Raw genomic sequence first — 24,431 nt, forward strand, 5'->3', positions numbered from 1 at the left:
CGACCCCGGTCGCCCTTTTTTAGCCCAACGCTTTACGCCGCGCTGAACATCTTGTGCGGATCGATCACAAACTTCTTCGGCACGCCGGCATCAAACTCACCATACCCCTGCGGAGCCTGATCCAGGCTGATCACCTGAACGCCCACCACTTCGGCGATGTTGATACGGTCCCACATGATCGCCTGCATCAGTTGGCGGTTGTACTTCATTACCGGGGTCTGGCCGGTATGGAAGCTATGGGACTTGGCCCAGCCCAGGCCGAAGCGGATGCTCAGGCTGCCCATTTTCGCGGCGGCGTCCACGGCGCCCGGGTCTTCGGTCACGTAGAGGCCGGGGATGCCGATCTTGCCTGCCACTCGCACCACGCCCATCAGCGAGTTGAGCACAGTGGCCGGGGCTTCGTGTTTCACGCCGTCATGGCCATGGCCACGGGCTTCGAAGCCAACAGCGTCGATGGCGCAATCCACTTCCGGCTCGCCCAGCAGTGCAGCGATCTGTTCGTGCAGCGGCGTTTCCTGGGACAGGTCGGCGATTTCGAAGCCCTGGGCCTTGGCGTGAGCCAGGCGAACGGTGTTGACGTCCCCGACGATCACCACCGCCGCACCCAACAGACGGGCCGAAGCGGCTGCCGCCAGGCCGACCGGACCGGCACCAGCGATGTACACGGTGCTGCCCGGGCCAACGCCAGCGGTCACGGCACCGTGATAGCCGGTCGGCAGGATGTCGGAGAGGCAGGTCAGGTCGCGGATTTTTTCCATGGCCCGGTCGCGATCCGGCAGCTTCAGCAGGTTGAAGTCGGCGTACGGCACCATGGCGTATTCGGCCTGGCCACCGGTCCAGTCGCCCATGTCGACATAACCATAAGCTCCACCGGGACGCGCCGGGTTGACGCTCAGGCACACGCCGGTGTGCATCTCTTTGCAGGAACGGCAGCGCCCGCAAGCCACGTTGAACGGTACGGACACCAGGTCGCCGATATTCAGGTTCTCGACGTCGCTGCCCTTCTCGATCACTTCGCCGGTAATCTCATGGCCCAGCACCAGGCCGGTTTGCGCTGTGGTACGCCCACGCACCATGTGCTGGTCGGAACCACAGATGTTGGTAGACACCACACGCAGGATGACAGCGTGTTCAATCTTCCTGCCGCGCGGGTCCTGCATTTTCGGATAGTCAATACTCTGCACTTCGACCTTGCCAGCGCCGAGATACACCACTCCACGATTACCAGACATGCTTTCACCTCGATGTTGTTTTTATGAAACCGCGTTGCCCAGGCAGGCAGCGCGTTAAGTGCTCGGGTTATTGCCTATGTGTCTTGTGTTGCTTGTCAGGGCTTCATCGCGAGCAAGCTCGCTCCCACAGTGGGCCGGGGCGGACACTAGGTTTGTAAACGACACAAAACCCTGTGGGAGCGAGCTTGCTCGCGATGGCGATCTAGAGAACGACTGTTCTGTTCGCGTTCAAAAATACGCGTCTCTCAATGTGATACCCGACGGCCCGCGCCAGCGTCAGCCCTTCGATATCCCGCCCCTTGGCGATCAAGTCTTCCGGGTAGTGGCTGTGGTCCACTGCCTCCACGCCCTGGGCAATGATCGGACCTTCGTCCAGGTCGTTGTTGATGTAATGCGCCGTGGCGCCCACCAGTTTCACGCCCTTGTTGTAGGCCTGGTGATAGGGCTTGGCGCCCTTGAACCCGGGCAGCAGGGAGTGGTGGATGTTGATCGCCTTGCCATCGAGCTTGCGGCACAGCTCCGGCGACAGCACTTGCATGTAGCGTGCAAGGATCACCAGTTCGGCGCCGGACTCTTCGATCACCTGCCACACCTGACGCTCTTGGGACGGCTTGTCGTTCGGATCCAGCGGGAAGTGGTAATACGGAATCTGGTGCCAGTCGGCCAGCGGCTTGAGGTCCGGGTGGTTGGAGACCACGGCGGCCACGTCCATCGACAACTGGCCGATGCGCTGGCGATAGAGCAAGTCGTTGAGGCAGTGATCGGCCTTGGAGACCATGATCACCACTTTCGGCCGATAGTTCGGCGCGACCAGTTCGAAGATCATGCCAAAAGCGTCGCCACGCTCGGCCAGGCCCGCGCGGAACGACTGTTCGTCGAAGCCATCGGGTTGGCGGAATTCCACACGAATGAAGAAACGGCCCGAGAGCCGGTCATCGAACGAATGGTGCTCGGTGACATAGCAGCCCTGCTCGAACAGAAAGCGGGTCACCACGTCCACCGTGCCGAGCAGGCTTGGGCAGTCGGCGGTCAGAATCCATGTGTCTGGGGCGCGGCTCATGGTGCGGTGACTCCTGAGAAATCGGTGGATGCCTACTGTAGGAGCGAGCCCTGCTCGCGATGGAGGCCAACGATGACGCGTACTGTCTGATTCAACGCGCTGCCTTGAAGTCCATCGCGAGCAGGCTCGCTCCTACAGTGACGGTGGTGATCAGGCCTGAACGCTCAGCCCATACTCGGCAGAAGCATCCTGCAACCACAGCCACCAGTAATCCGAGAAGCTGCGACGAATCAACAGTTCCCAAGTGTCTTCAGCGGTGTGACGGATCATCAGTTGCGACTTGGCGAATACCGTGCCGACAGCTTTGCCCACCGGGAAGTTGTTCGGGTGCACGTCGTAGCTGGTGGACTTCATCAGCACCTGGCGCACGTTCGGGCCGCTCAGTTCGAGGAGTTGCTGGCCACCGCTGACGTTGACGATTGCAATGTGCAGATCGCCCAGCGCTTTGCGCAGTTTCTGCTCGGCGGCAAGCTCTTCACCGGTCGGCACGATCAGCAGCCACTCATCCGGCCCCATCCATTGCAGGCTGGTTTCGCCTTTGACGATGACCGTCAGTGCACCCGGCAACTCGATACCGAGGGCCTTATGCACGCCAGCAGCGAATGCGGCGTCGTGGCCATTGCCACGGATGGTCAGGTGGCCGAGGAGTTTCTTCTCACGCACGGTCACACCGGCGTTCTTGCGGCCCTTGCCCACCAGGCTGGCGAGATCGGCGTGATGCAGCGACGACTCGGCCTTGGCCCCGGAGGTTGGGCGTTGTTGGTAAACATTGGCTGCGGTCATAAAGCACCTGTCTTGAATTTTGTTGGTTCCGGCCCTTGTGGTGGCGCTTCTGCCGCCATCGCGAGCAAGCTCGCTCCCACAGTGGACTGATGCCTGACACAAATTTTTCTGGCGACTTCAATCCTTTGGGTGCGAGCTTGCTCGCGATGGCGGCAGCTCACACTCCACAGGACCCGAAGCCTTTACACGTTCTGGCGTTCGCCCTTCGGATCGAAGAACACCGAAGGAACGATTTCCGCCTCGATCACGCTGCCGTCGGCCAGCGGTGCGAACACGCGCTCGCCCATGCGGTTCAGGCCGCCCTTGACCACGCCCATGGCGAACGAATAGCCCAGGGAGTTGTGCAGGTAACTGGAGGTCACGTGACCCACCATGGTCATCGGGATCGCCTGCTTGGTGTTGAACACCAGTTGCGCGCCTTCCGGCAGCCATTTGTTCGGATCGATCGGCTTGAGGCCAACCAGTTGCTTGCGCTGATCACGCACGCAGTCTTCGCGGTTCATGCCACGCCAGCCGATCCACGAGAACGGTTTGGTGCGACCGACACACCAGCCCATGTTCAGGTCGTCCGGGGTCATCGAGCTGTCAGTGTCCTGACCGACGATGATGAAACCCTTCTCGGCCCGCAGCACGTGCATGGTTTCGGTGCCGTATGGGGTCAGGTTGTACTTCTTGCCGGCGTCGACGATTTTTTCCAGCACGCCCATCGCGTAGTCGGCCTGCACGTTGACTTCGTACGACAGCTCACCGGTAAACGAAATCCGGAATACCCGCGCCGGCACACCACCGACCAGACCTTCTTTCCAGGTCATGAACGGGAAGGCTTCGTTGCTCAGGTCGATGTCGGTGACTTCGCTGAGCAGCTTGCGGCTGTTCGGCCCGGACAAGGTCATGGTTGCCCAGTGGTCGGTGACGGAGGTGAAGTACACCTTCATGTCCGGCCATTCGGTCTGGTGGTACAGCTCCAGCCACTGCAGCACACGAGCTGCGCCGCCGGTGGTGGTGGTCATGACGAAATGGTTGTCGGCCAGGCAAGCCGTCACGCCGTCGTCGAACACCATGCCGTCTTCTTTGCACATCAGGCCGTAACGGGCCTTGCCCACATCGAGCTTGGTCCAGGCGTTGGTGTAGACGCGGTTGAGGAACTCGCGCGTATCCGGGCCCTGGATGTCGATCTTGCCCAGGGTCGAAGCGTCGAGCAGGCCGACGCTGTCGCGCACGGCTTTGCACTCGCGCTTGACTGCCGCGTGCAGGTCTTCACCGGATTTCGGGAAGTACCACGGACGTTTCCACTGGCCGACGTCTTCGAACTCGGCGCCGCTCTTCAGGTGCCATTGATGCAGTGCGGTGTAGCGCACCGGCTCGAAGATGTGCCCACAGTGACGACCGGCCACGGCGCCAAAAGTCACCGGCGTGTAGTTCGGACGGAACATGGTGGTGCCCATCTGCGGGATGGTCACGTTCAGCGAGCGGGCAGCGATGGCCAGGCCGTTGACGTTGCCGAGCTTGCCCTGATCGGTGCCGAAGCCCAGCGCGGTGTAGCGCTTGACGTGCTCGACCGACTCGAAGCCTTCGCGGGTCGCCAGTTCGATGGCGGCGGCGGTGACGTCGTTTTGCAGGTCGACGAATTGCTTCGGCGCCCGTGCGGTGTTCTTTTCATGCGGCACCTGGAACAGCGCCAGGGTCGGCTCTTCGAGACGGCTCAGGGCTTTCGGCAGTACGCCTTCGACGGTCTGGAACCCGGCTTCAGCGGCGGCGCGGGCGCCACCTTCAAAACCGTCGGCCAGAGAATCGCCAAGGCCGTAGACGCCGTTAATGCCGCCGACGCACACGCGTTTCTGCGGCGCTTCACCCGGTACGAAACCGAGGATGTCTTCGCGCCAGATCGGCTTGCCACCCAGGTGCGAAGCCAAGTGAACCACCGGGCTGTAACCACCGGAGCTGGCCACCACGTCGCAGTCGAGCCATTCGCCTGGGCTGGTCACGGTGTGGGCTTTGACATCGATGGCAGCCACACGGGCAGCGGTCACGCGCTTGCTGCCACGGGCCTCGATCACGGCGCTGCCGGTGAGAATGCGGATACCTTTGGCGCGTGCTTCTTCCACCAGCGCGCCACGCGGGTTGCTGCGGGCATCGGCGATGGCCACCACTTGCAGGCTGGCATCGAGCCAATCCAGGGCAACGCGGTAGGCGTGGTCGTTGTTGGTCGACAGCACCAGCTTCTTGCCCGGTGCCACACCGTAACGGCGCACGTAGGTCGAGATGGCGCCGGCGAGCATGTTGCCCGGTACGTCGTTGTTGCCGTAGACCAATGGACGTTCGTGAGCGCCGGTCGCCAGCACCACACGCTTGGCGCGAACCCGGTGGATGCGCTGACGCACCTGGCCGATCGGAGCGCGGTCACCGAGGTGATCGGTCAGGCGCTCGTGAATGGTCAGGAAGTTATGGTCGTGGTAGCCATTGACGGTGGCGCGCGGCAACAGCAGCACGTCCGGGGTGTTCTTCAGTTCGTCGATGACGCTGGCGACCCACTCGGTCGCAGGCTTGCCGTCGAGGCTTTCGCGGGAATCGAGCAGGCTGCCGCCGAACTCTTCCTGCTCATCGGCGAGGATCACCCGGGCACCGCTGCGCGCAGCCGCCAGGGCAGCCGCCAGACCGGCAGGGCCGGCACCGACGATCAGCACGTCGCAGTGCTGGTTCATGTAGTCGTAGGTGTCCGGATCGTTCTCGGTCGGCGAGCGACCCAGGCCGGCGGCCTTGCGGATGTACTTCTCGTAAGTCATCCAGAACGATTGCGGGTACATGAAGGTTTTGTAGTAGAAGCCCGGTGGCATCAGCTTGCCGCCGACCTTGCCGAGAATCCCCATCATGTCGTTGTTCACGCTCGGCCAGCCGTTGGTGCTGGTGGCGACCAGGCCCTGATACAGCGCCTGTTGCGTGGCGCGCACGTTCGGGATCTGCGTGGCTTCGGTGGCGCCGATCTGCAGCACCGCGTTCGGCTCTTCGGCACCGGCGGCGAAGATGCCGCGCGGACGGGAATACTTGAAGCTGCGACCGATGATGTCGACGCCGTTGGCCAGCAGTGCAGCGGCCAGGGAGTCGCCTTCGAAGCCTTTGTAGTTCTGGCCGTTGAAGGTGAAGCTCAAGACTTTGTTGCGGTCGATCCGTCCGCCGTTGGACAGGCGATTGATCTGGCTCATACCTTCTCTCCCAGAGCCGTGCTGGCCGCTTTCGGGCTATCGGTCTTGTCGGTGAATTGTGGCTTGGTGCCGATCTTGTAGGTTTCGAGAATCTCGTAGGTCACGGTGTCGCGGGTGGCGTTGAAGTACTGACGGCAACCGGCAACGTGATCCCACAGCTCGTGGTGCAGACCGCGCGGGTTATCGCGGAAGAACATGTAGTCGCCCCACTCCTCGTCGGTGCAGGTGTTCGGATCCAGTGGGCGCGGGATGTGCGCCTGGCCGGATGCATGGAATTCCTCTTCGGAGCGCAACTCGCCGCAGTGAGGACAGAAGATATGCAACATGGGGATTTCTCCTGTTAGTGGGCAACCGCAGCAGCGCCGTGTTCGTCGATCAACGCACCGTTGTGGAAACGGTCGATGGAGAAAGGTGCAGCCAATGGGTGCATTTCACCCTTGGCCAGGCTCGCGGCAAACACGTTGCCCGAGCCAGGTGTGGCCTTGAAGCCGCCGGTGCCCCAACCGCAGTTGAAGAACATGTTCGGTACCGGGGTTTTCGAAATGATCGGGCAGGCATCCGGCGTGGTGTCGACGATGCCGCCCCACTGACGGTTCATGCGTACGCGGGACAACACCGGGAACATCTCGACGATGGCCTGGACGGTGTGTTCGATCACCGGGTAAGAACCGCGCTGGCCGTAGCCGTTGTAACCGTCGATACCGGCGCCGATCACCAGGTCACCCTTGTCGGACTGGCTGATGTAGCCGTGCACGGCGTTGGACATGATCACGCTGTCGATAATCGGCTTGATCGGCTCGGACACCAGCGCTTGCAGCGGGTGGGATTCGATCGGCAGACGGAAACCGGCAAGTTTGGCCATGTGCCCGGAGTTACCCGCAGTGACCACACCGACGCGCTTGGCGCCGATGAAGCCCTTGTTGGTTTCAACGCCGATGCACACGCCGTTTTCCTTGCGGAAACCGATCACTTCGGTCTGCTGGATCAGGTCCACGCCGAGGGCGTCGGCGGCCCGGGCAAAGCCCCAGGCCACGGCATCGTGACGAGCCACGCCGCCGCGACGCTGGACGGTTGCGCCCATCACCGGGTAGCGCGTGTTTTTCGAGCAGTCGAGGTACGGAATCTCGTCAGCCACTTGCTTGGCATCGAGCAGTTCGCCGTCGACGCCGTTGAGGCGGTTGGCGCTGACCCGACGCTCGGAATCACGGATGTCCTGCAGGGTGTGGCACAGGTTGTAGACGCCGCGCTGGGAGAACATCACGTTGTAGTTCAGGTCCTGGGACAGGCCTTCCCACAGTTTCATCGCGTGTTCGTACAGGTGCGCCGACTCGTCCCACAGGTAGTTGGAGCGAACGATGGTGGTGTTGCGCGCGGTGTTACCGCCGCCCAGCCAGCCCTTCTCGACCACGGCCACGTTGGTGATGCCGTGTTCCTTGGCCAGGTAGTAGGCCGTTGCGAGACCATGCCCGCCACCACCGACGATGACCACGTCGTAGACCTTTTTAGGGGTCGGCGTGCGCCACATTTTCTGCCAGTTTTCATGATGGCTGAGAGAGTGTTTGAAGAGGCCGAAGCCCGAGTAGCGTTGCATAGTCATTTACTCCAAAACCGCACTCAGCGATAAACCGGGAAGTCCGCGCACAGGGCCGCCACTTGCTGCGCAACATTCGCTTCGACATCGGCATCGCCGAGGTTGTCGAGGATGTCGCAGATCCAGCCGGCCAGTGTGACGCACTGGGTCACCTTGAAGCCGCGAGTGGTGACTGCCGGGGTGCCGATACGCAGGCCGGAGGTCACGAACGGCGACTGTGGATCGTTCGGGACAGCGTTCTTGTTCACGGTGATGTGGGCGCGACCGAGGGCTGCATCCGCCTCTTTGCCGGTCAGACCCTGACGGATCAGGCTGACCAGGAACAGGTGGTTGTCGGTGCCGCCGGACACTACATCGTAGCCGCGTTTGATAAACACGCCGGCCATCGCCTGGGCGTTGTCGATCACTTGCTGCTGGTAAGCCTTGAAGCCAGGCTCCAGCGCTTCCTTGAAGCACACTGCCTTACCGGCGATCACGTGCATCAGCGGGCCGCCCTGGGCACCCGGGAAAACTGCCGCGTTGAGCTTCTTCTCGATTTCTTCGTTGGACTTGGCCAGGATCAGGCCGCCACGTGGACCGCGCAGGGTCTTGTGGGTAGTGGTGGTGACCACATCGGCGTAAGGCAGCGGGTTCGGGTACAGACCAGCGGCAACCAGACCGGCCACGTGGGCCATGTCGACGAACAGCAGGGCACCGACCTTGTCGGCGATCTGGCGGAAGCGCGGGAAGTCCAGAGTCTTGGAGTAAGCCGAGAAGCCGGCAACGATCATCTTCGGCTTGCACTCGACGGCCAGGCGCTCGACTTCGTCGTAATCGATCAGACCGGTCTTGGTGTCGATGCCGTACTGCACGGCGTTGTACAGCTTGCCCGAGGACGACACTTTGGCACCGTGGGTCAGGTGACCGCCGTGGGCCAGGCTCATGCCGAGGATGGTGTCGCCGGCTTGCAGCAGGGCCAGGTACACGGCGCTGTTGGCCGAGGAACCGGAGTGCGGTTGCACGTTGGCGTAATCGGCGCCGAACAGTTGCTTGGCGCGTTCGATGGCCAGGGCTTCGACCTTGTCGACGTGTTCGCAGCCACCGTAGTAGCGCTTGCCCGGATAGCCTTCGGCGTATTTGTTGGTCAGGCCGCTGCCTTGCGCTTGCATCACGCGCTTGCTGGTGTAGTTCTCCGACGCGATCAGCTCGATGTGATCTTCCTGACGTTGCTCCTCGGCATTCATCGCCGCCAGCAGTGCATCGTCGTAACCCTGGATCTGGTCTTGCTTGCTGAACATCGCGTCTCTCCCAGCGGCGGCGGTGCGCCATTCGTCTCGGTGAGGCACTGGCTTTTCGGCAGTGCCCTTTGGTAGCGATGGTATGACTGGCTTGGAGTCGTCAAATGCCTACGGGCGCCACGCAAAGGTGCGTTTACGACATGGCGGGAAATGGCATGCCGAACACGACCGTCGATCCAGCGCAGATCCCCTGTAGGAGCGAGCCTGCTCGCGATAGCGGCGCTACATTCGGTAATGATGGTGGCTGACCCACCGCTATCGCGAGCAAGCTCGCTCCTACAGGGTCATTCGATGGCCTGTCGTACTGCGAGCAACAGCAGGAAATGCACGGGATACAGCGCATACGCCCAGCGCCGCATCGGCGGTGGTTTTACGCCCTTTGCATGTCGCAACAAGAACAGCCCGAGCCATGGTGCAATCAGACACATCACGATGGCTGGAATCGCCGCGACATTGCCCAGGCGAGCCGCGTAATACAGCACCTGCCATTGATTTGCCGCCAGGCAAACCAGTCCCGCCAACAGTGCGAAATACCAAGGCCGTTGCAGTACCAGCAGCATCGCCAACGGCAACAGAACGCCAAAGAAACCGAACATCAATCGCTGGGAGAAAAGCGCTGCCATCAGCAACGCGCCCGCTGCCAGCAATCGCGATACAAGCACCGGCTGCTGCCAGCCACGAACCACCAGCAAGCCCAGGGCAAGGGTGGGCAGCACGTTCAAGGTGTCGGGATTGGGAATGAACATTCGGTAAGGCATTTCACTTACCGCGCTAAACAGCAGCAACCACCCCAGATAGCGCCACTGGCCGCTGGTCGTCGTAATCCGCACGCGCGCCAGATTGGCCGCCATCGCCAGGCAGAACCACGGAAACGCCAAGCGCCCCGGCACATACAGCAAATCGGCGGAATACCCGACATATCGCAGGTGATCAAGCACCATGCTCAAAAGCGCCAGCCACTTGAGCAGATCCAGTGCCCCGTCGCGCTGCTTTAAGTGCATGGTCTTGTGCATGGTCTTGTGCATGCTCTTGTACATAGTCACGTGCATAATTGCCCTTCGACCGTGTATTTTCCCGACAGCGACATCCTGTGCGCTCCACCTGACGATCTTGGGTACAGTGCGCACCCTCATTGACCACGGGACGCTTCACCATAGGCATCTCGACCACGGAAGCAGGCCATGACCGACAAGAGCCAACAATTCGCCAGCGACAACTATTCCGGTATCTGCCCTGAAGCCTGGGCGGCCATGGAACAGGCCAACCACGGCCACCAGCGCGCATACGGCGACGACGAGTGGACCGCCCGCGCGTCCGACGATTTCCGCAAACTGTTTGCAACCGACTGCGAAGTGTTTTTCGCCTTCAACGGCACCGCCGCCAACTCGCTGGCGCTGTCGTCGCTGTGCCAGAGTTACCACAGCGTGATCTGCTCGGAAACCGCCCACGTCGAAACCGACGAATGTGGCGCCCCGGAATTCTTCTCCAACGGCTCCAAACTGCTGATCGCCCGCACCGAAAACGGCAAATTGACCCCGGATTCGATCCGCGAGGTCGCGCTCAAGCGCCAGGATATCCACTACCCGAAACCTCGTGTGGTGACCCTGACCCAGGCCACCGAAGTCGGCAGCGTCTACACCCCGGACGAAATCCGCGCCATCAGCGCCACCTGCAAGGAACTGGGCCTGAACCTGCACATGGACGGCGCGCGCTTCTCCAACGCCTGCGCATTCCTCGGCTGCACCCCGGCCGACCTGACCTGGAAGGCCGGTGTCGACGTGCTGTGCTTCGGCGGCACGAAAAACGGCATGGCGGTGGGCGAGGCGATTCTGTTCTTCAACCACAAACTCGCCGAAGACTTCGATTACCGCTGCAAACAGGCCGGGCAACTGGCGTCGAAAATGCGCTTCCTCTCGGCACCATGGGTCGGAATCCTGGAAAACGACGCCTGGCTCAAATACGCCAACCACGCCAACCACTGCGCGCAATTGCTGGCCGAACTGGTCAGCGACATTCCGGGCGTGGAGCTGATGTTCCCGGTACAGGCCAACGGCGTATTCCTGCAACTGTCGGAGCCGGCCATCGCCGCGCTGACCGCCAAGGGCTGGCGCTTCTACACCTTCATCGGCAACGGCGGCGCACGCTTCATGTGCTCGTGGGACACCGAGCAAGAGCGCGTGCGGGAACTGGCGCGGGATATCCGTGAAGTGATGTCTCACTAACGCCACAATCCCTGTGGGAGCGAGCTTGCTCGCGATAAGGCCGGCACCTCCAACATTGATGTCGACTGACCGTCCGCTATCGCGAGCAAGCTCGTTCCCACAAAAGCCAACACCATCTCCCCCTGTTGCTTGCTCCTCGTCTACATTGTTTGTCGAGCCGCTGCTCACATAACAACAATCAGGAGCGTCAGCATGTCATTGCAAGGCAAAACCCTGTTCATCACCGGCGCCAGCCGTGGCATCGGTCGCGAGATTGCGCTGCGGGCCGCACGCGATGGGGCCAACATTGTGATCGCCGCCAAAAGTGCCGAACCCCACCCCAAGCTGCCGGGCACGATTTTCAGTGTGGCCCGGGAAGTGGAAGCCGCAGGCGGCAAGGCGCTGGCCTTGCAGGTAGATGTACGTGAAGAGGATGCCGTACGCGAAGCACTGGCCCAGGCCAACGAACATTTCGGCAGCATCGATGCGCTGATCAATAACGCCGGGGCGATCAAATTGACCGGGGTCCAGCACCTCGAACTCAAGCGCTTTGACTTGATGCACCAGATCAACACCCGTGCCGTGCTGCTGTGCAGCCAGGCCGCCCTGCCCTATTTGAAGAAGTCCGGTGGCCACATCCTCAACCTGTCCCCGCCACTGAACCTGGCCACCAAGTGGTTTGCCCAGTACAGCCCGTACACCGTGACCAAATACGGCATGAGCATGCTGACCTTGGGCATGAGTGAGGAATTCAGGAATTACGGCATCAGCGTCAACTCGCTGTGGCCGCAGACCATGATTGCCACCGCTGCCATCGAGTTTCAGTTGGGGTCGAGGGAGTCATTCAAGCATGCGCGCGTGCCTGCGATCATGGCCGATGCGGCACATGTGATTCTGAGCAGCGCAAACCGCAGCTTGACCGGGCGCTTGTTGATTGATGAGGAAATACTGCGGGAAAGCGGTGTAACGGAGTTCGAGCACTATCGGTTCGCACCGGATAGCAGCGAAAAACTCATGACTGACCTATTCGTTGACTGAAAAAACACCGTACCTGTGGGAGCGAGCTTGCTCGCGATAGCGGTGGATCAGTCAACATCAATTTTGAATGTTCCGGCCTCATCGCGAGCAAGCTCGCTCCCACAGGTTTTTATGGCGTTTATCAATACTCGATCCGCACGTCACCCTTCGGCACACTGCAGCACGACAGGATGTACCCTTCGGCTTCGTCTTCCTCGGTGATCCCGCCGTTGTGTTCCATTTCCACTTCGCCGCCCAGCTTCAGCACCTTGCAGGTGCCGCAGATGCCCATGCCGCAGGCTTTCGGGATCATCAGGCCGACCTTGGCCGCCGCCGCATGCACGGTCTCGCCAGGGGCCACGCGAATGCTCTTGCCGGATGCGATGAATTCCACCTGATGCAGATCCGCCGCGTCGATTTCCGGGGCATCAGCCGCTTGTTCAGCGTGTTCCACGGCGTCGGCGCGGGCTTCTGGCGGAGTCGCGCCGAAGGACTCTTCGTGGTAGCGCGACATGTCGAAGCCAGCGCCTTCCAGCAAGCGCTTGACCGCGTTCATATACGGTGTCGGGCCGCAGCAGAACACTTCGCGCTCAAGGAAATCCGGTGCCATCAATTCAAGCATTCTGTGGTTCAGGTAACCGCGATAACCGGCCCAGGGCTCACCCATGCCATGTTTCTCGCAGATCAGGTGCAGGCTGAAGTTCTCGATCCGCGACGCCATGTGTTCCAGCTCGCGGTGATAAATGATGTCTTTGGGCGAGCGGGCACTGTGGATAAACGTCATGTCGACGTTGCCGTTGGTGTCGTAGAACCAGCGCGCCATGGACATGCACGGCGTGATGCCGACGCCGCCGCTGAGGTAGAGTACTTTCGGCGCAGGGAAGTCCATGGCATTGAACAGTCCGACCGGCCCGTGCACCGCCAGCTCCTGGCCTTCATGTAGAGTGTCGTGCAGCCAGTTGGACACCTTGCCCCCCGGCACGCGCTTGATGGTTACCGAAAAGCTGTACGGCACCGACGGCGAACTGGAAATGGTGTAGGAGCGCATGATCGGCACGCCGTCGATTTCCAGCTCCAGGGTGACGAATTGCCCGGGTTTGAAAAAGAACAGGATTGGCTGGTCGGCCATGAAACAGAAGGTGCGCACATCCCAGGTTTCCTGGATGACTTTGACGCAACGGACGATGTGCCGACCATTGGCCCAGGTCTGGGTGGTTACCGGGTTCAGGAAGCTGTTGGACATGCTGATCTCCACGGCCGACTGTCGGCCTTCATGTTTGCGATTCTGCGTATAGCGCGAACCTCCCATTTACCTATCTGCGACATTCACATACTTATCGCGACCAGCCCCCAATTACCGGGGGTTGCGCGTCGGGATCAGATTGGGCCATGTCGCCCATGGATAAGGTTCCGGGCAGCGCCGGCCCCACACTCGCCTCAACAGATAACTGCTGTTTTTTGTCTTGCGTCGCACAACCGTAGCCACTATTCGCCGGCCACACAGAATGGCCTTGAGGATTAAATGATGGACGTCACTACTACCCTGAGCCTGGGCGATCCGCTGGAACCCGCACGCAAGGCCACTGCACAGATGCTGCAAGAGCGCGAGCGCACCTTCTCGCTGCCGCAGCCGTTTTACTCTGACGAGCGCCTGTTTGATATCGACATGCAGGAAATCTTCCAGAAAGAGTGGTTGATCGCCGGCATGACCTGCGAGATCCCGACCAAGGGCAACTACCTGACCCTGCAGATCGGCAAAAACCCGATCATCGTGATTCGTGGCGCCGAAGGTGTGGTGCACGCGTTCCATAACGTCTGCCGCCACCGTGGTTCGCGCCTGTGCACCAGCGAGAAAGGCAAGGTCGCCAAACTGGTCTGCCACTACCACCAGTGGACCTACGAACTCGACGGCCGCCTGCTGTTCGCCGGCACCGAAATGGGTGCCGACTTCGACATGAACCAGTACGGCCTCAAACCGGTAAATGTGAAGACCGCCGGCGGCTACATCTTCATCAGCCTGGCGGAGAACCCACCGGCCATCGATGACTTCCTGTCGACACTGAACCATTACATGGAACCGTACGACATGGAGAACACCAAGGTGGCAATTACCACCACCTTGATGGAAAAGGCCAACTGGAAACTGGTGCTGGAAAACAACCGCGAGTGCTACCACTGCAACGCGTCGCACCCGGAACTGCTGAAAACCCTGCTGGAATGGGACGACGTCACCGACCCACGCGCCGACCAGGCGTTCAAGGATCACGTCGCCGCCTCTGCCGCAGCCTGGGAAGCCGAGAAGATTCCTTACGCCCACGCCAGCTTCGGCCTGCGTAACCGCATCGTGCGCATGCCGCTGCTCAAGGGCACCGTGTCGATGACCCTGGACGGCAAGCAGGGCTGCAAAAAACTCATGGGCCGGATCCAGAACCCGGACCTGGGCTCGATGCGTATCCTGCACCTGCCGCACTCCTGGAACCACTGCATGGGTGACCACATCATCGTCTTCACGGTGTGGCCGATCAGCGCTCAGGAAACCATGGTCACCACCAAGTGGATCGTGCACAAGGACGCGGTCGAAGGCGTGGACTACGACGTGGAGCGCATGCGCCAGGTCTGGGATGCCACCAACGACCAGGACCGTCGCCTGGCCGAAGAGAACCAGCGCGGCATCAACTCCACCGCGTACCAGCCTGGCCCGTACTCCAAGACCTATGAGTTCGGCGTGGTGAACTTCGTGGACTGGTACAGCGAACGTCTGCTGAGCAATCTTGGGGCCGAGCCTGCGCCGTACCTCAAAGGGGTTCCGGTACAAGGCTGAGTATCGTCACCTCGGCCCTGAACAAAAAACCGCGAGCATGCTCGCGGTTTTTTATGCCGTTACGGAACATCTACCAGTTCCAGGATTTGATAATGCTCTGCGCCACCGAAAAAATATTGCCTATGTCGGAGGCACTGGGCGGTCTTTTATAGTCGGGATTGATTTTTCGCTGGAGTTCGTCATATAAGCCATCTATTTTTTCTTCAGTCCTCTTTTTATCGCGTTGACGAAGAATTTCAAGCCTGGCCTTATTATCCTCAAGCGCTTTGTTTTCTTCGAGATTAAACGCAAAACACCACTCACGTTCAAGTGGATCGATAAAAGGCGGAGGCCCAATTGGCTTAATCATTCACCACCTCACCATTCGGTTGATACGTTCAGGAAAACCAACCTGTGATCCAACTAACAACCGAATTGAACGTGCTGGTAATTTTCTCCCAGACATTCTTCAGCCAATTCAGAATATTTTTACCAACCTCAACGAAGAAGTTGGCTATTTTATCCAGCACTGCATTGAACAGACCACCAAAGGTATCCATAAAGCCGACAACGGCATCGCCACTTTGCGGAAATTTCTCAACTTGAGCAATGGCTTCGTCATACATCTTGTCGATGCGTTTATCCGCAGCCGCCTTGTCTCGGTTGCGCAGCTCATCGAGTTTATTCTTATAAGGCGTGGTATCAGTCGAACCGGAATTCTGGAACGCTTCCGTTGCCTTGGTCAACTCTGATTCAGACTGGTCGGACTGCCCCTCACCCGCCTCCCGGGCCTTGGGTTCAAGGTACCTCACCGCCGGATCATTGGAGCTGCTACTGACATAGAGGCTGCGCAGATGAATCTGCTGCAGGTGCGGCGAGGCCATCAGAACGCCTCTGGCACTGCCCTCCGAACGCTTTTTATCGTGAACTCGCATTTCGTTCAGAAGTTCGACATACGCCTCTTTGGATGGCGCAACAGCGGCGGCGGCGACCGACTTGACTTTTGATTTGGCTGCTTCTGACATTTTATAACTCCTTGTAAGTTGGTGTTAAACGCACGGTAGTGCCCATATAGACAAGCGCCGATATAAGCCACCGGCATCGCTCATCATTATTCTACAATTCGCTCACTAAATGACCTGCCCTGCCAGGCCTGCTAAAACATATGGGATTAATAGTGCCCACGCACGCATTGTTTAGTACTGACGAATACGTCGCGCAAGGCTATTAGACTAGTCACTAAGGAGAAGAGAGATTTTTATGGGAAATATCATCAATTCTTGAGCGCAAAAACAATCCATTGCACCACTCCTACGGAGAGACCCGGAGAGAAATTTTTTTGAACAACCCTGTTCATTTCATCGCGTGAGGAAGATTAAAGTCCGGGAGATAAATCCTGTCAAACAGTCTGATATACCTATAGGAATCTAAACTTATTTAAATTGGATATATATCGGGACGATCAACTGGTCATATCGCTAACGAGCAGAAACGTCGCTTTCACGTCAGTCGATCGAGCCCGCGACCTGTACAAAAGATAACCATCCCTCTGTAGCCCAGGCCGATCATGGCTTGCAGCATTCCGCGAACAAGTTATCCACACCTCGACTCACAGCAAATGTGGGTAACTGTGAGTTCTCAGGGATTTTTTCCACACAACGCCAATAAAATCCGTGACTTATTCAATTAACGGTTTTTCAGGTGCCGTTGGATATTTTTTAATCAGAAGCCTGCAAGGCACACTCTGTATGCCTTACAGAAGATCGCGAACACCTTATCCACAGAAGCGCCAACAGACTTTGGGGTTAACTTCGAAGGCTCTGTGGAAAACCTCTGAAACCCACAAAAACCCGACGTTTGCGCGGTAGCTAACGACGCAAAACCGTCTTTTGATCATTTTACGATCAAAGCCCTGCACGCCTCTGTCTATAAGGCCTACAGCCGATAGCAAACATCTTATCCACAGAAGCGCCAACAGAGATTGGGGGCAAGTCTGCATCCACAACAGCACTTATCCCCTTGAAAAGCTTGGAAAATACTCGAACCAGGCTGGTTGTTTTTTGAGCGACAGTTTGTAGGGCTTGATCTATATGGGGTGTAGCGAGGGACGAACATGTTATCCACAGAACCACCAACAGGGATTGTGGGTAAACACCGAAGTTGTTCAAACTTTATTGAGACATGAGCGACCTGAATCCAGGTCCAGATTCAATTCAAAGTCTTTGAAGGCGCGCCATCCGAGCAATATCGACGGGACATATTGCCCGCCTATCAGCGACGGCGGGATGGTAAAGCCCGGGTAGTATTTGTAGGTGACTGCCATGGTGATGCCTTGCAGGGCCAATACGCCGTCGAAGCGTTGGAAGCGCTTGTTGTCGTTGGTGGAAACGCTCGAACTTCCGGGTGTTAGCCCCTGAACAACGCTGACGTGCCTGCCGGGCGACGAGGCCGTCAGGTAGTCGACATTTCCGGTATCGACGATGGCCTGCGTTGCCCGGCGATCCAGCTGTGCGGCCACCACCAACCGTTGATTGAGATCCAGTCGGCCAACGAAAATCGACGCATCACAGCGTGTGGCAGGCGGGGGATTTAGCTCCAGTGTTCTGCTGGTGATCTTCAAGCGCCCCAGCTTGCCGATCAGATCCAGCCCCAACAGATTATCCCGGTCGCTGACAAAGACCAGGACGTTTCTGAACTCGCGGGTGCCGACTTTCAGCGACCTGAGAATTCCCAGCCTCGCGGCCAAGCCCTTTTCGCCATAAAACGTGCTGTAGCGATAAAAAGCATCGGGCAACAACTTGATGCCCATCTGTTTCGCCGTGTCGATGTTGACCCGGGTTTGCGGTGCGCCCGTGTCCAGTACAAAACGCGCCGAGACACCATTGGCCGCGCCGACCTCGATAAATGGCAACACTTGTTCAGCGATGTAAAAATCATTGGCATACGGATGGAGCGGCAGCACCTCATGCCGCGTCGAACCCTTGAGCGTGAAATCGCCGGTCGCCGCCAGGACAGCCAGTGATTTGCTGCCAAACGTGGAGAATAGAGGCTTCAGATCGGAGCTGGCGGCAATCGCCCGGGCATGCTTGCCCTTGATCGCCAAGTAGTATTCGGGAAGTTGGTTGGTGGCTTTGGCTTCAAGCATTCTGGCGAAGACCGTCACCGAGCAACTGAGGTGCTTATCGGCATCCAGTACCCTGTCGCAACGCTCACGCATTTGCGCCAGCGAGGCTTTCTGGCCCTGGTCGGAATCCAGCCACTGAAAAAAATCCCGCTCGACTTCAGGGGGCGTTCCGGGTGCTGGTGTCTGGGGGGCAGGCATCGATCCCGAAGACACACACAGGGTCCCTGCAAAAAGCATCAGGTATCGGTTGAAAGCCTTCATATTCAACCCGTTCATAAAACAAGTTCTATGAGTTGGCGCTGAACGTCTGAATATCCCCGAAACTGTGCTGCACTCCTTGCCAGCGCAAGTAAAACTCTAGCTCATCAAGCAGTACGGCGTGCGCGGTGCGTCCCCCCGGGAACGCGAACAGAGACTTTGGGTAATTCCATTTCTGGAAATACCGATGGCGTAAAAATGCTAAGTGCCCCTTACATTTGTTGCGTTTTCCACAATGACCTCTCCCAGAGGAATGTCAGGAGGCCTGCCTGGAACCTGGCCGGGCGCTTGCCCTCGCAACAAGTTCCATCCACTGGCCTCTTTGGCTGCCTCCCACAAAACTCGCGGCCTCGACTGCCCATTCTTCGCAGCAGCCGCCCACCATGTCCCGGCAATAACGGAGTTCTGCATGACCGCACCTGAACCCGTCAAACTCTGGCCGGCCATGACACCCGAGCTTGTTACTATCGACGCGACTTCGGGTATCCGGGCGGTCATCGCCGCAGGAATTGTTGCCCCACGGAATGGCAGACTCCCTGCACCACCCCAGAAACTCAGCGTGTTCCCAATTCGCATACGCAACGTTTGCGTTGCTCCTGACACAATTGCGCTGGCAGCCCTGTTAATCGCTGCACCGGCAAAAATCAGATTCAAACCTGCACCTACGGCTTGCCCAAGCAATGAGAACCACGACTCACCGGTTGGATCAACTCTGTTCATTGGCGAGCCTGAACAATAGGCGTACGCATTGATTCCCCCCTTCCCGAACGGACTCAACCGATCCGGGCTGTGGAACCGCATCAGCACCGGGTTATAGACCCGATGTCCATTGCCCAGGTGATAGCAACCGGTAGGACGCTCTCTGAGTTGCCCATTGAAGCCCAATGGGGTCGAAGCCTGATGCAGGCTGCTTTGCAAGCCATAGGGGGAATACGCAAAGTGGTTCGGACCATTGCGGTCCAACTCAGCGAGTATGCTTTGTTGCAGGTCCGTAGCCAGCAACAGGGTCCGGGGGTACGGCGGAGCCGCTGCAGGAGAGACTACTTCACGCTGGGTTTGGGCGGATGTGCGCATCAGCAGGATCCTTGATGAGGTCTGATCAACCCGCTGCGCCATGCATGATTCGGCATCCGAAGCTCTGACAAGCCCTGCTGGCGAAAGCGGGTATTAACTGCTCAGTACCCTAACAAGTCATCAGTAATGCGAACACTATCAGTTCTGCTAGGGTCACCCCTGCGCAGGAAACCCGCTAAGGCCATTGCATCAAAAAGGCTTCGCCCGTGACCCGAATCATCGGATGCGGCGTAACCTGGCAGCTATCAACGATGCGGAAGCCATGGCGCTCATAGAAACGCCGGGCACCGGTATTGGCGGCATAGTCGATGAGGCTCAAGCCATTGAGCCCGAGCTGGTTGGCGCGCGCCCTGGCATGGGCCAGGAATTGCACGCCAAGACCCCGGTTGCGCCAACCCTCATGCAGCGCCAGGCTCGAAATGTAGAGCGTGTCCGGGATTTCCATGTCGGCGTACGGCGCCAACACCGGGTCTGTTGTCGGTTCCGCCTGCAGATCGTGGCGCATCACGTAGCTGTGCATCATGCCGATGACTTCTCCACCGGCTTCGGCGATGAGGCAATTCTGGTAGGAGAAGTCCACATCGTCGCGGGCATAACGAATGGCGCCGACGTCCAGCAGATCCTGCCCGGGTTTCGCAAGTTGGCTCCAGATGTAATCCGAAGCGCCCTCCGACGAGATTTGAAACAAACGGGCAATCTCTCGCGCATCGGCGCGCACGGCCGAACGAAACACAACAGTCATTTACCTGAACTCCACAGGACAAGGAGCACCCGTTTTACCCGGGCGCTTACGGCGCGACAACTCGCCGGAGGGGCGGTTTTATATCCGGTTGTTGCAGCTTGAGGCGCCGCCTTAGCGGACCACGCCTTCTTCAATCAACAACTTGAGTATCGCCTCAGCCCCAGCTTGCGCCGTCACGCCTTTGAGCACCTGCCCGCCTCCACCACTGGCCTTGGCTGTCGCGGCTTTCATACGATCGGCGCCGCTCTTGGCCTTGATCACCTTCAGGCGCTTGGGCCGTGGCTTGGCTGGTTGCAGGCTGGCGACCGCAAGCAATTGATCATCGATGACTTCAACTTCCTGCGCTTGCAGCACGCCGCGTCGGGCCGGGCCGTAAGCGCTCTGGCGAGGCTTGGGCGCGGCGTTATCCACCGTTGCCAGAAACGGCAGGCGTACCTTCAGCCGCCGGCGTTGACCGCGCGGCAAGGCCTGCAGCACCAGCGCCGAACCGCCGTCAATGGACTCGACCTGCGCCAGCCCCACCACCAGCGGCCAGCCCAGGCTTTCGGCGAGCAGGAACGGCAACATGCCCGAGCCTTCGCCGGTTTCCGCCTGACTGCCGGTCAACACCACCTGAGCACCTGCATCGCGCAGATACTCGGTCAGCGCCGGTAGCGCATCGGCGCCTTGCGGTTGCTCCAACACATGCAGTTGCTCCAGCCCCATGCCCAGGTAAGCACGCAATGCAGGCTCGGCGATGTCGCCGGCATGCAGCACTTGCAGGTTATCCCCAGCCAGTTGCAGACCCAGTTCTACCGCCCGCGCATCCTGCTCCGCGCGACGTGGCCGACCGGACGTCGGGTGGGCGCCGATGGACACCAGGCTGATGATTTTCGTGCTCATAAACCTTTCCTTCCCTTAAGCCGCATCGCGCTTGGCGTCGTTGCGGTAAGCCTCTACCGCCTCGATCAAGGCTTGAAGAATCTCCGCGCTCTCACCGATCACCGAGAGGTCGGCACGCTTGATCATGTCGCAGCCAGGGTCAAGGTTGATCGCCACCACCTTGTCGCAGGCACCAATGCCTTGCAGATGCTGGATCGCCCCGGAAATCCCCACTGCCACATAGACCCGTGCGGTGACCCAGGTACCGGACGCGCCGACCTGACGATCGCGGGCCATGAAACCGTCGTCCACCGCCACCCGCGAGGCACCTTCGGTCGCGCCGAGGGCTTCGGCGGTCCTGTGGAAAAGTCCCCAATCCTTGACCCCGTTGCCGCCGGAGAAAATGAACTCGGCTTCGGCCATGGGGATTGCCGCCGGATCGACTGCCACCGCGCCCAGATCTTCGATCCGTGACAGGCTGCGTGCCACGGTTGTGGATAACTCTACGGGCAAGGCTTCGTGACGGGTTTCGCTGACCGGTTCGGCGCACTCGGCAGCCGCCAGAATCAAGCGCGCCAGCGGACGGGCAAGGTCTTGCAGGCCTGCGCCGGCGCGGCCGATGCACTCCTGATCCTTGACTTGCCAGACCCGCGTGGCCGGGCGTTCGCCCAGTGCCGCGGCGAAACGTCGGCCGAGCTCGCCACCACCGCTGCGACTGTCCGGCAGCAACCAGTGACGCGGGCTGAACTGGTTATCCACAGCCCGCAGGCCCTGGACCCGTTGTTCCGGTGCATAACCGTTGAATTCTTCGCCTTCCAGCACCAACAGGCGGTCGACGCCCGCCGTGGCGAAAGCGTTTTCCTTGTGCTCGCCGAACACCACGGCCAGCACTGCGCCGTCCTTGCCGGCCAACTGATGGGCCAGGCCCAGCAAGTCGCGGTCGTGGCTGCTCAAGCGACCACCGACCATGTCCGGCACCACGCTGATGTAAAACGCCGGCGCGGCCACCTGATGCAATGGCAACTGCACTTCAACAGCGGCTGAACGTTTAGTCGCCCCACCCTGCTGGGCGCCGCTACGGTCGATACGCTTGATGCCGTTGGGGCCGATAAAGCCAATGCCGTGGGGATTCTTGCGGATGACGCCATTCGGCCCCATCCAGCTGTGTTGCGCCGGTTGCATGGCCGCGTGTAGCGGGTGCAGCCGGTTGCGGGCGATCCATTCGGCCCGCGGGTCGCGGCGGATAATGTCGCTCATCAGTGCACCTCCGCAGGTTCACGTTTGGCCGGCGCCGCCGGCTTTGCCGCGTCGTCTTCCAGCAGCGCGTCGGCCACCAGTTCGGCAATGTCCTTGATCAGCGGACGGGGTTCGACTACGCCTTCGAGCATCGCCGTGCATTGTGGGCAACCCACGGCCACCAGTTCGGCGCCGGTTTCGCGAATGTCTTCCATGCGCATGTCGGGAATACGTTGCTTGCCGGGAATGTCGGTGATCGGCGCACCGCCACCACCGCCGCAGCAGCGCGAACGGAAGCCGGAACGTTGCATCTCTTTCACTTCGATCCCGAGGGCGCGCAACACCTGACGCGGCGCCTCGTACTCGCCGTTGTAGCGTCCGAGGTAGCACGGGTCGTGGTAGGTCACGCTGTCGCCTTTGTGCTGACCGAGATTGAGCGCGCCAGCATCGATGATTTCCGCCATGTAGGTGCTGTGGTGCTGCACCAGGTAGTTGCCATCGAAAGCGCCGTACTCGTTTTTCAGCACGTGGAAGCTGTGCGGATCGCAGGTGACGATGCGGTTGAAACTGTATTTGGCCAGGGTCTGAATGTTGCGCTTGGCCAACAGCTGGAAGGTCGCTTCGTCGCCCAGGCGCCGGGCCACGTCGCCGCTGTCGCGCTCTTCGAGGCCGAGCACGGCGAAGTCGATTTTCGCCGCTTTCAGCACTTTCACGAAGGCGCGCAGGGTGCGCTGGTTGCGCATGTCGAAGGCGCCGTCGCCGACCCAGAACAGCACGTCGGTGGATTTCTTTTCGCTGAGCAGATTGAGGTTCAAATCTGCCGCCCAGTTCATCCGCCCGCCCGGCGCGAAGCCGCCCGGGTTGTCGGTGGCGATCAGGTTTTCCAGGACTTCCGCGCCCTTGTTCGGGGTCGCGCCTTTTTCCAGGGTCAGATGGCGACGCATGTCGACGATGGCATCGACGTGCTCGATCATCATCGGGCATTCCTCGACACAGGCACGGCAGGTGGTGCATGACCACAGGGTTTCGGCATCTACCAGACCGTTGACGATCGGTTGATGCGGATTGCCTGCGTGCTCACCGATGGCCTTGCCTGGATACGGACTGCCGGCGAACTTGGCATCGGTGCCACCAGCCAGGCCGACGACCATGTCCTGAATCAGTTTTTTCGGGTTCAGTGGCTGGCCGGCAGCAAACGCCGGGCACGCTGCTTCACATTTACCGCACTGCACGCAGGCGTCGAAGCCGAGCAACTGGTTCCAGGTGAAATCCTTGGGTTTTTCCACGCCCAGTGGCGCGGTCGGGTCGTTCAAGTCCAGAGGCTTGAGGCCCGTGGAACGACCGCCACCGAAGCGCTCGGCGCGACGGTGCCAGGCCAGGTGCAAGGCACCGGCGAAGGCGTGCTTCATCGGCCCGCCCCAGGTCATGCCGAAGAACAGTTCCGACACGCCCCACAGCACGCCAACGCCGAGAATCGCCGCCAACAGCCAGCCACCGAAGTTTTCCGGGAGGATGCCCGCCACCGGCAGGGTCAACAGGAAGAACGAGGCCGAGAACGCCAGCAGGCTTTTCGGCAGGCGCATCCAAGGGCCTTTCGACAGACGCGACGGCGGGTTGCGCCGGCGCAGGTAAACAAAGATCGCACCGACGAACATCACAGCCGTCATCAGCAGCAACGCATAGCCGAGGAAGCGGTTATGCAGGCCGAAACCGTGCACCAGAATCGCCAGCACGATGGACGCCACCGCACCGCCGGCCGTGGCGACGTGGGTGTTGGCAATGTATTTGTCCCGCGCTACCACATGGTGCAAGTCGACCATGTAGCGCTTGGGCATGGCGAACAGGCCGCCGATCAGGTCGACTTTCGAAGCCCGGCCCCGGCGCCACATATTCACCCGCCGCAAAGCACCGAGGACGCCAAGGCCCAGGGCAGCGAACAGCAGGATTGGAAGAAGGGTGTTCAACATAGGTGAAG

General features: G+C 59.9%; 20 protein-coding genes and 1 pseudogene. 4 read left to right on the plus strand and 17 right to left on the minus strand.

The genetic code is table 11. From position 1 onward, the window contains the following. Positions 1-32 precede the first annotated feature (32 nt). The 8 genes from fdhA to AC1DU9_RS01960 all read right to left on the minus strand — a co-directional run bounded on the left by fdhA (position 33) and on the right by AC1DU9_RS01960 (position 10,192). Positions 33-1,232 carry a formaldehyde dehydrogenase, glutathione-independent gene (fdhA, locus tag AC1DU9_RS01925; protein WP_223456834.1) on the minus strand — a complete coding sequence of 400 codons (1,200 nt, stop codon included), beginning with the start codon at positions 1,230-1,232 and terminating at the stop codon, positions 33-35. 202 nt (positions 1,233-1,434) lie between these two features. After that, entirely contained in the window at positions 1,435-2,292 is an 858-nt protein-coding gene (gene purU, locus AC1DU9_RS01930) for a formyltetrahydrofolate deformylase (protein WP_108216957.1), read from the minus strand. A 150-nt stretch (positions 2,293-2,442) separates the two neighbouring features. Beyond that, positions 2,443-3,075, minus strand: coding sequence for a sarcosine oxidase subunit gamma (locus tag AC1DU9_RS01935; RefSeq protein WP_477809685.1), 633 nt, complete (start codon positions 3,073-3,075; stop codon positions 2,443-2,445). Positions 3,076-3,257: 182 nt separating this feature from the next. Then, entirely contained in the window at positions 3,258-6,275 is a 3,018-nt protein-coding gene (locus AC1DU9_RS01940; protein ID WP_223456829.1) for a sarcosine oxidase subunit alpha, read from the minus strand. Further along, positions 6,272-6,601 (minus strand): sarcosine oxidase subunit delta, encoded by a 330-nt coding sequence (locus tag AC1DU9_RS01945; RefSeq protein ID WP_223456827.1) that lies wholly within the window; start codon positions 6,599-6,601, stop codon positions 6,272-6,274. Before AC1DU9_RS01945 ends, AC1DU9_RS01940 begins: the two co-directional genes overlap by 4 nt. A 14-nt stretch (positions 6,602-6,615) precedes the next feature. Continuing rightward, entirely contained in the window at positions 6,616-7,866 is a 1,251-nt protein-coding gene (locus AC1DU9_RS01950) for a sarcosine oxidase subunit beta (RefSeq protein ID WP_038981138.1), read from the minus strand. Between the two features lie 23 nt (positions 7,867-7,889). Continuing rightward, entirely contained in the window at positions 7,890-9,143 is a 1,254-nt protein-coding gene (gene glyA, locus AC1DU9_RS01955) for a serine hydroxymethyltransferase (RefSeq protein WP_223456825.1), read from the minus strand. A 284-nt stretch (positions 9,144-9,427) separates the two neighbouring features. After that, positions 9,428-10,192 carry a TraX family protein gene (locus tag AC1DU9_RS01960; protein ID WP_477809686.1) on the minus strand — a complete coding sequence of 255 codons (765 nt, stop codon included), beginning with the start codon at positions 10,190-10,192 and terminating at the stop codon, positions 9,428-9,430. A 132-nt stretch (positions 10,193-10,324) separates the two neighbouring features. On the opposite strand from AC1DU9_RS01960, the gene AC1DU9_RS01965 reads away from it, so the two are divergent. Continuing rightward, complete coding sequence (locus AC1DU9_RS01965) at positions 10,325-11,365, plus strand: threonine aldolase family protein (protein WP_223456822.1); 1,041 nt, start codon at positions 10,325-10,327, stop codon at positions 11,363-11,365. Between the two features lie 192 nt (positions 11,366-11,557). Continuing rightward, positions 11,558-12,382 carry an SDR family oxidoreductase gene (locus tag AC1DU9_RS01970; RefSeq protein WP_223456819.1) on the plus strand — a complete coding sequence of 275 codons (825 nt, stop codon included), beginning with the start codon at positions 11,558-11,560 and terminating at the stop codon, positions 12,380-12,382. Between the two features lie 121 nt (positions 12,383-12,503). On the opposite strand, the gene gbcB is transcribed toward AC1DU9_RS01970, so the two are convergent. After that, positions 12,504-13,604: a glycine-betaine demethylase subunit GbcB gene (gbcB, locus tag AC1DU9_RS01975; RefSeq protein ID WP_223456817.1), complete on the minus strand. Its 1,101-nt coding sequence runs from the start codon at positions 13,602-13,604 to the stop codon at positions 12,504-12,506. 282 nt (positions 13,605-13,886) lie between these two features. Between gbcB and gbcA the strand changes: the two genes are divergently transcribed. Continuing rightward, a complete protein-coding gene (gene gbcA / locus AC1DU9_RS01980) occupies positions 13,887-15,182 on the plus strand; it encodes a glycine-betaine demethylase subunit GbcA (protein WP_223456815.1) in 1,296 nt (431 codons plus the stop codon). 70 nt (positions 15,183-15,252) lie between these two features. On the opposite strand, the gene AC1DU9_RS01985 is transcribed toward gbcA, so the two are convergent. The 3 genes from AC1DU9_RS01985 to AC1DU9_RS01995 all read right to left on the minus strand — a co-directional run bounded on the left by AC1DU9_RS01985 (position 15,253) and on the right by AC1DU9_RS01995 (position 18,561). After that, positions 15,253-15,531 (minus strand): hypothetical protein, encoded by a 279-nt coding sequence (locus AC1DU9_RS01985; RefSeq protein WP_223456813.1) that lies wholly within the window; start codon positions 15,529-15,531, stop codon positions 15,253-15,255. Between the two features lie 28 nt (positions 15,532-15,559). Continuing rightward, the gene (locus tag AC1DU9_RS01990) at positions 15,560-16,186 is read right to left on the minus strand and encodes a hypothetical protein (protein WP_223456811.1); all 627 of its coding nucleotides are present in this window, start codon (positions 16,184-16,186) and stop codon (positions 15,560-15,562) included. A 1,139-nt stretch (positions 16,187-17,325) separates the two neighbouring features. Next, positions 17,326-18,561 (minus strand): retropepsin-like aspartic protease, encoded by a 1,236-nt coding sequence (locus AC1DU9_RS01995; RefSeq protein WP_477809687.1) that lies wholly within the window; start codon positions 18,559-18,561, stop codon positions 17,326-17,328. Between the two features lie 391 nt (positions 18,562-18,952). Between AC1DU9_RS01995 and AC1DU9_RS02000 the strand changes: the two genes are divergently transcribed. Next, positions 18,953-19,282, plus strand: a complete 330-nt coding sequence (locus AC1DU9_RS02000; protein ID WP_223457008.1) for a hypothetical protein — start codon at positions 18,953-18,955, stop codon at positions 19,280-19,282. A 17-nt stretch (positions 19,283-19,299) separates the two neighbouring features. Here AC1DU9_RS02000 and AC1DU9_RS02005 read toward each other — a convergent pair. From AC1DU9_RS02005 to dgcB, 5 genes and pseudogenes are all read right to left on the minus strand, one after another. Then, a pseudogene (locus AC1DU9_RS02005) lies at positions 19,300-19,659 on the minus strand (RHS repeat-associated core domain-containing protein); the annotation flags it as partial. A gap of 133 nt (positions 19,660-19,792) precedes the next feature. Next, positions 19,793-20,359: a GNAT family N-acetyltransferase gene (locus tag AC1DU9_RS02010; RefSeq protein ID WP_223456807.1), complete on the minus strand. Its 567-nt coding sequence runs from the start codon at positions 20,357-20,359 to the stop codon at positions 19,793-19,795. Between the two features lie 111 nt (positions 20,360-20,470). Further along, entirely contained in the window at positions 20,471-21,241 is a 771-nt protein-coding gene (gene etfB, locus AC1DU9_RS02015) for an electron transfer flavoprotein subunit beta (RefSeq protein WP_108216968.1), read from the minus strand. 15 nt (positions 21,242-21,256) lie between these two features. Beyond that, a complete protein-coding gene (gene etfA / locus AC1DU9_RS02020; protein ID WP_007985970.1) occupies positions 21,257-22,477 on the minus strand; it encodes an electron transfer flavoprotein subunit alpha in 1,221 nt (406 codons plus the stop codon). Further along, on the minus strand, positions 22,477-24,423 hold the full coding sequence (gene dgcB, locus AC1DU9_RS02025) for a dimethylglycine demethylation protein DgcB (protein WP_223456805.1): 1,947 nt from the start codon (positions 24,421-24,423) through the stop codon (positions 22,477-22,479). The genes etfA and dgcB overlap by 1 nt, the downstream gene beginning before the upstream one ends. Between the last annotated feature and the right edge of the window lie 8 nt (positions 24,424-24,431).

This window comes from Pseudomonas sp. P4_C1, from assembly GCF_056402155.1.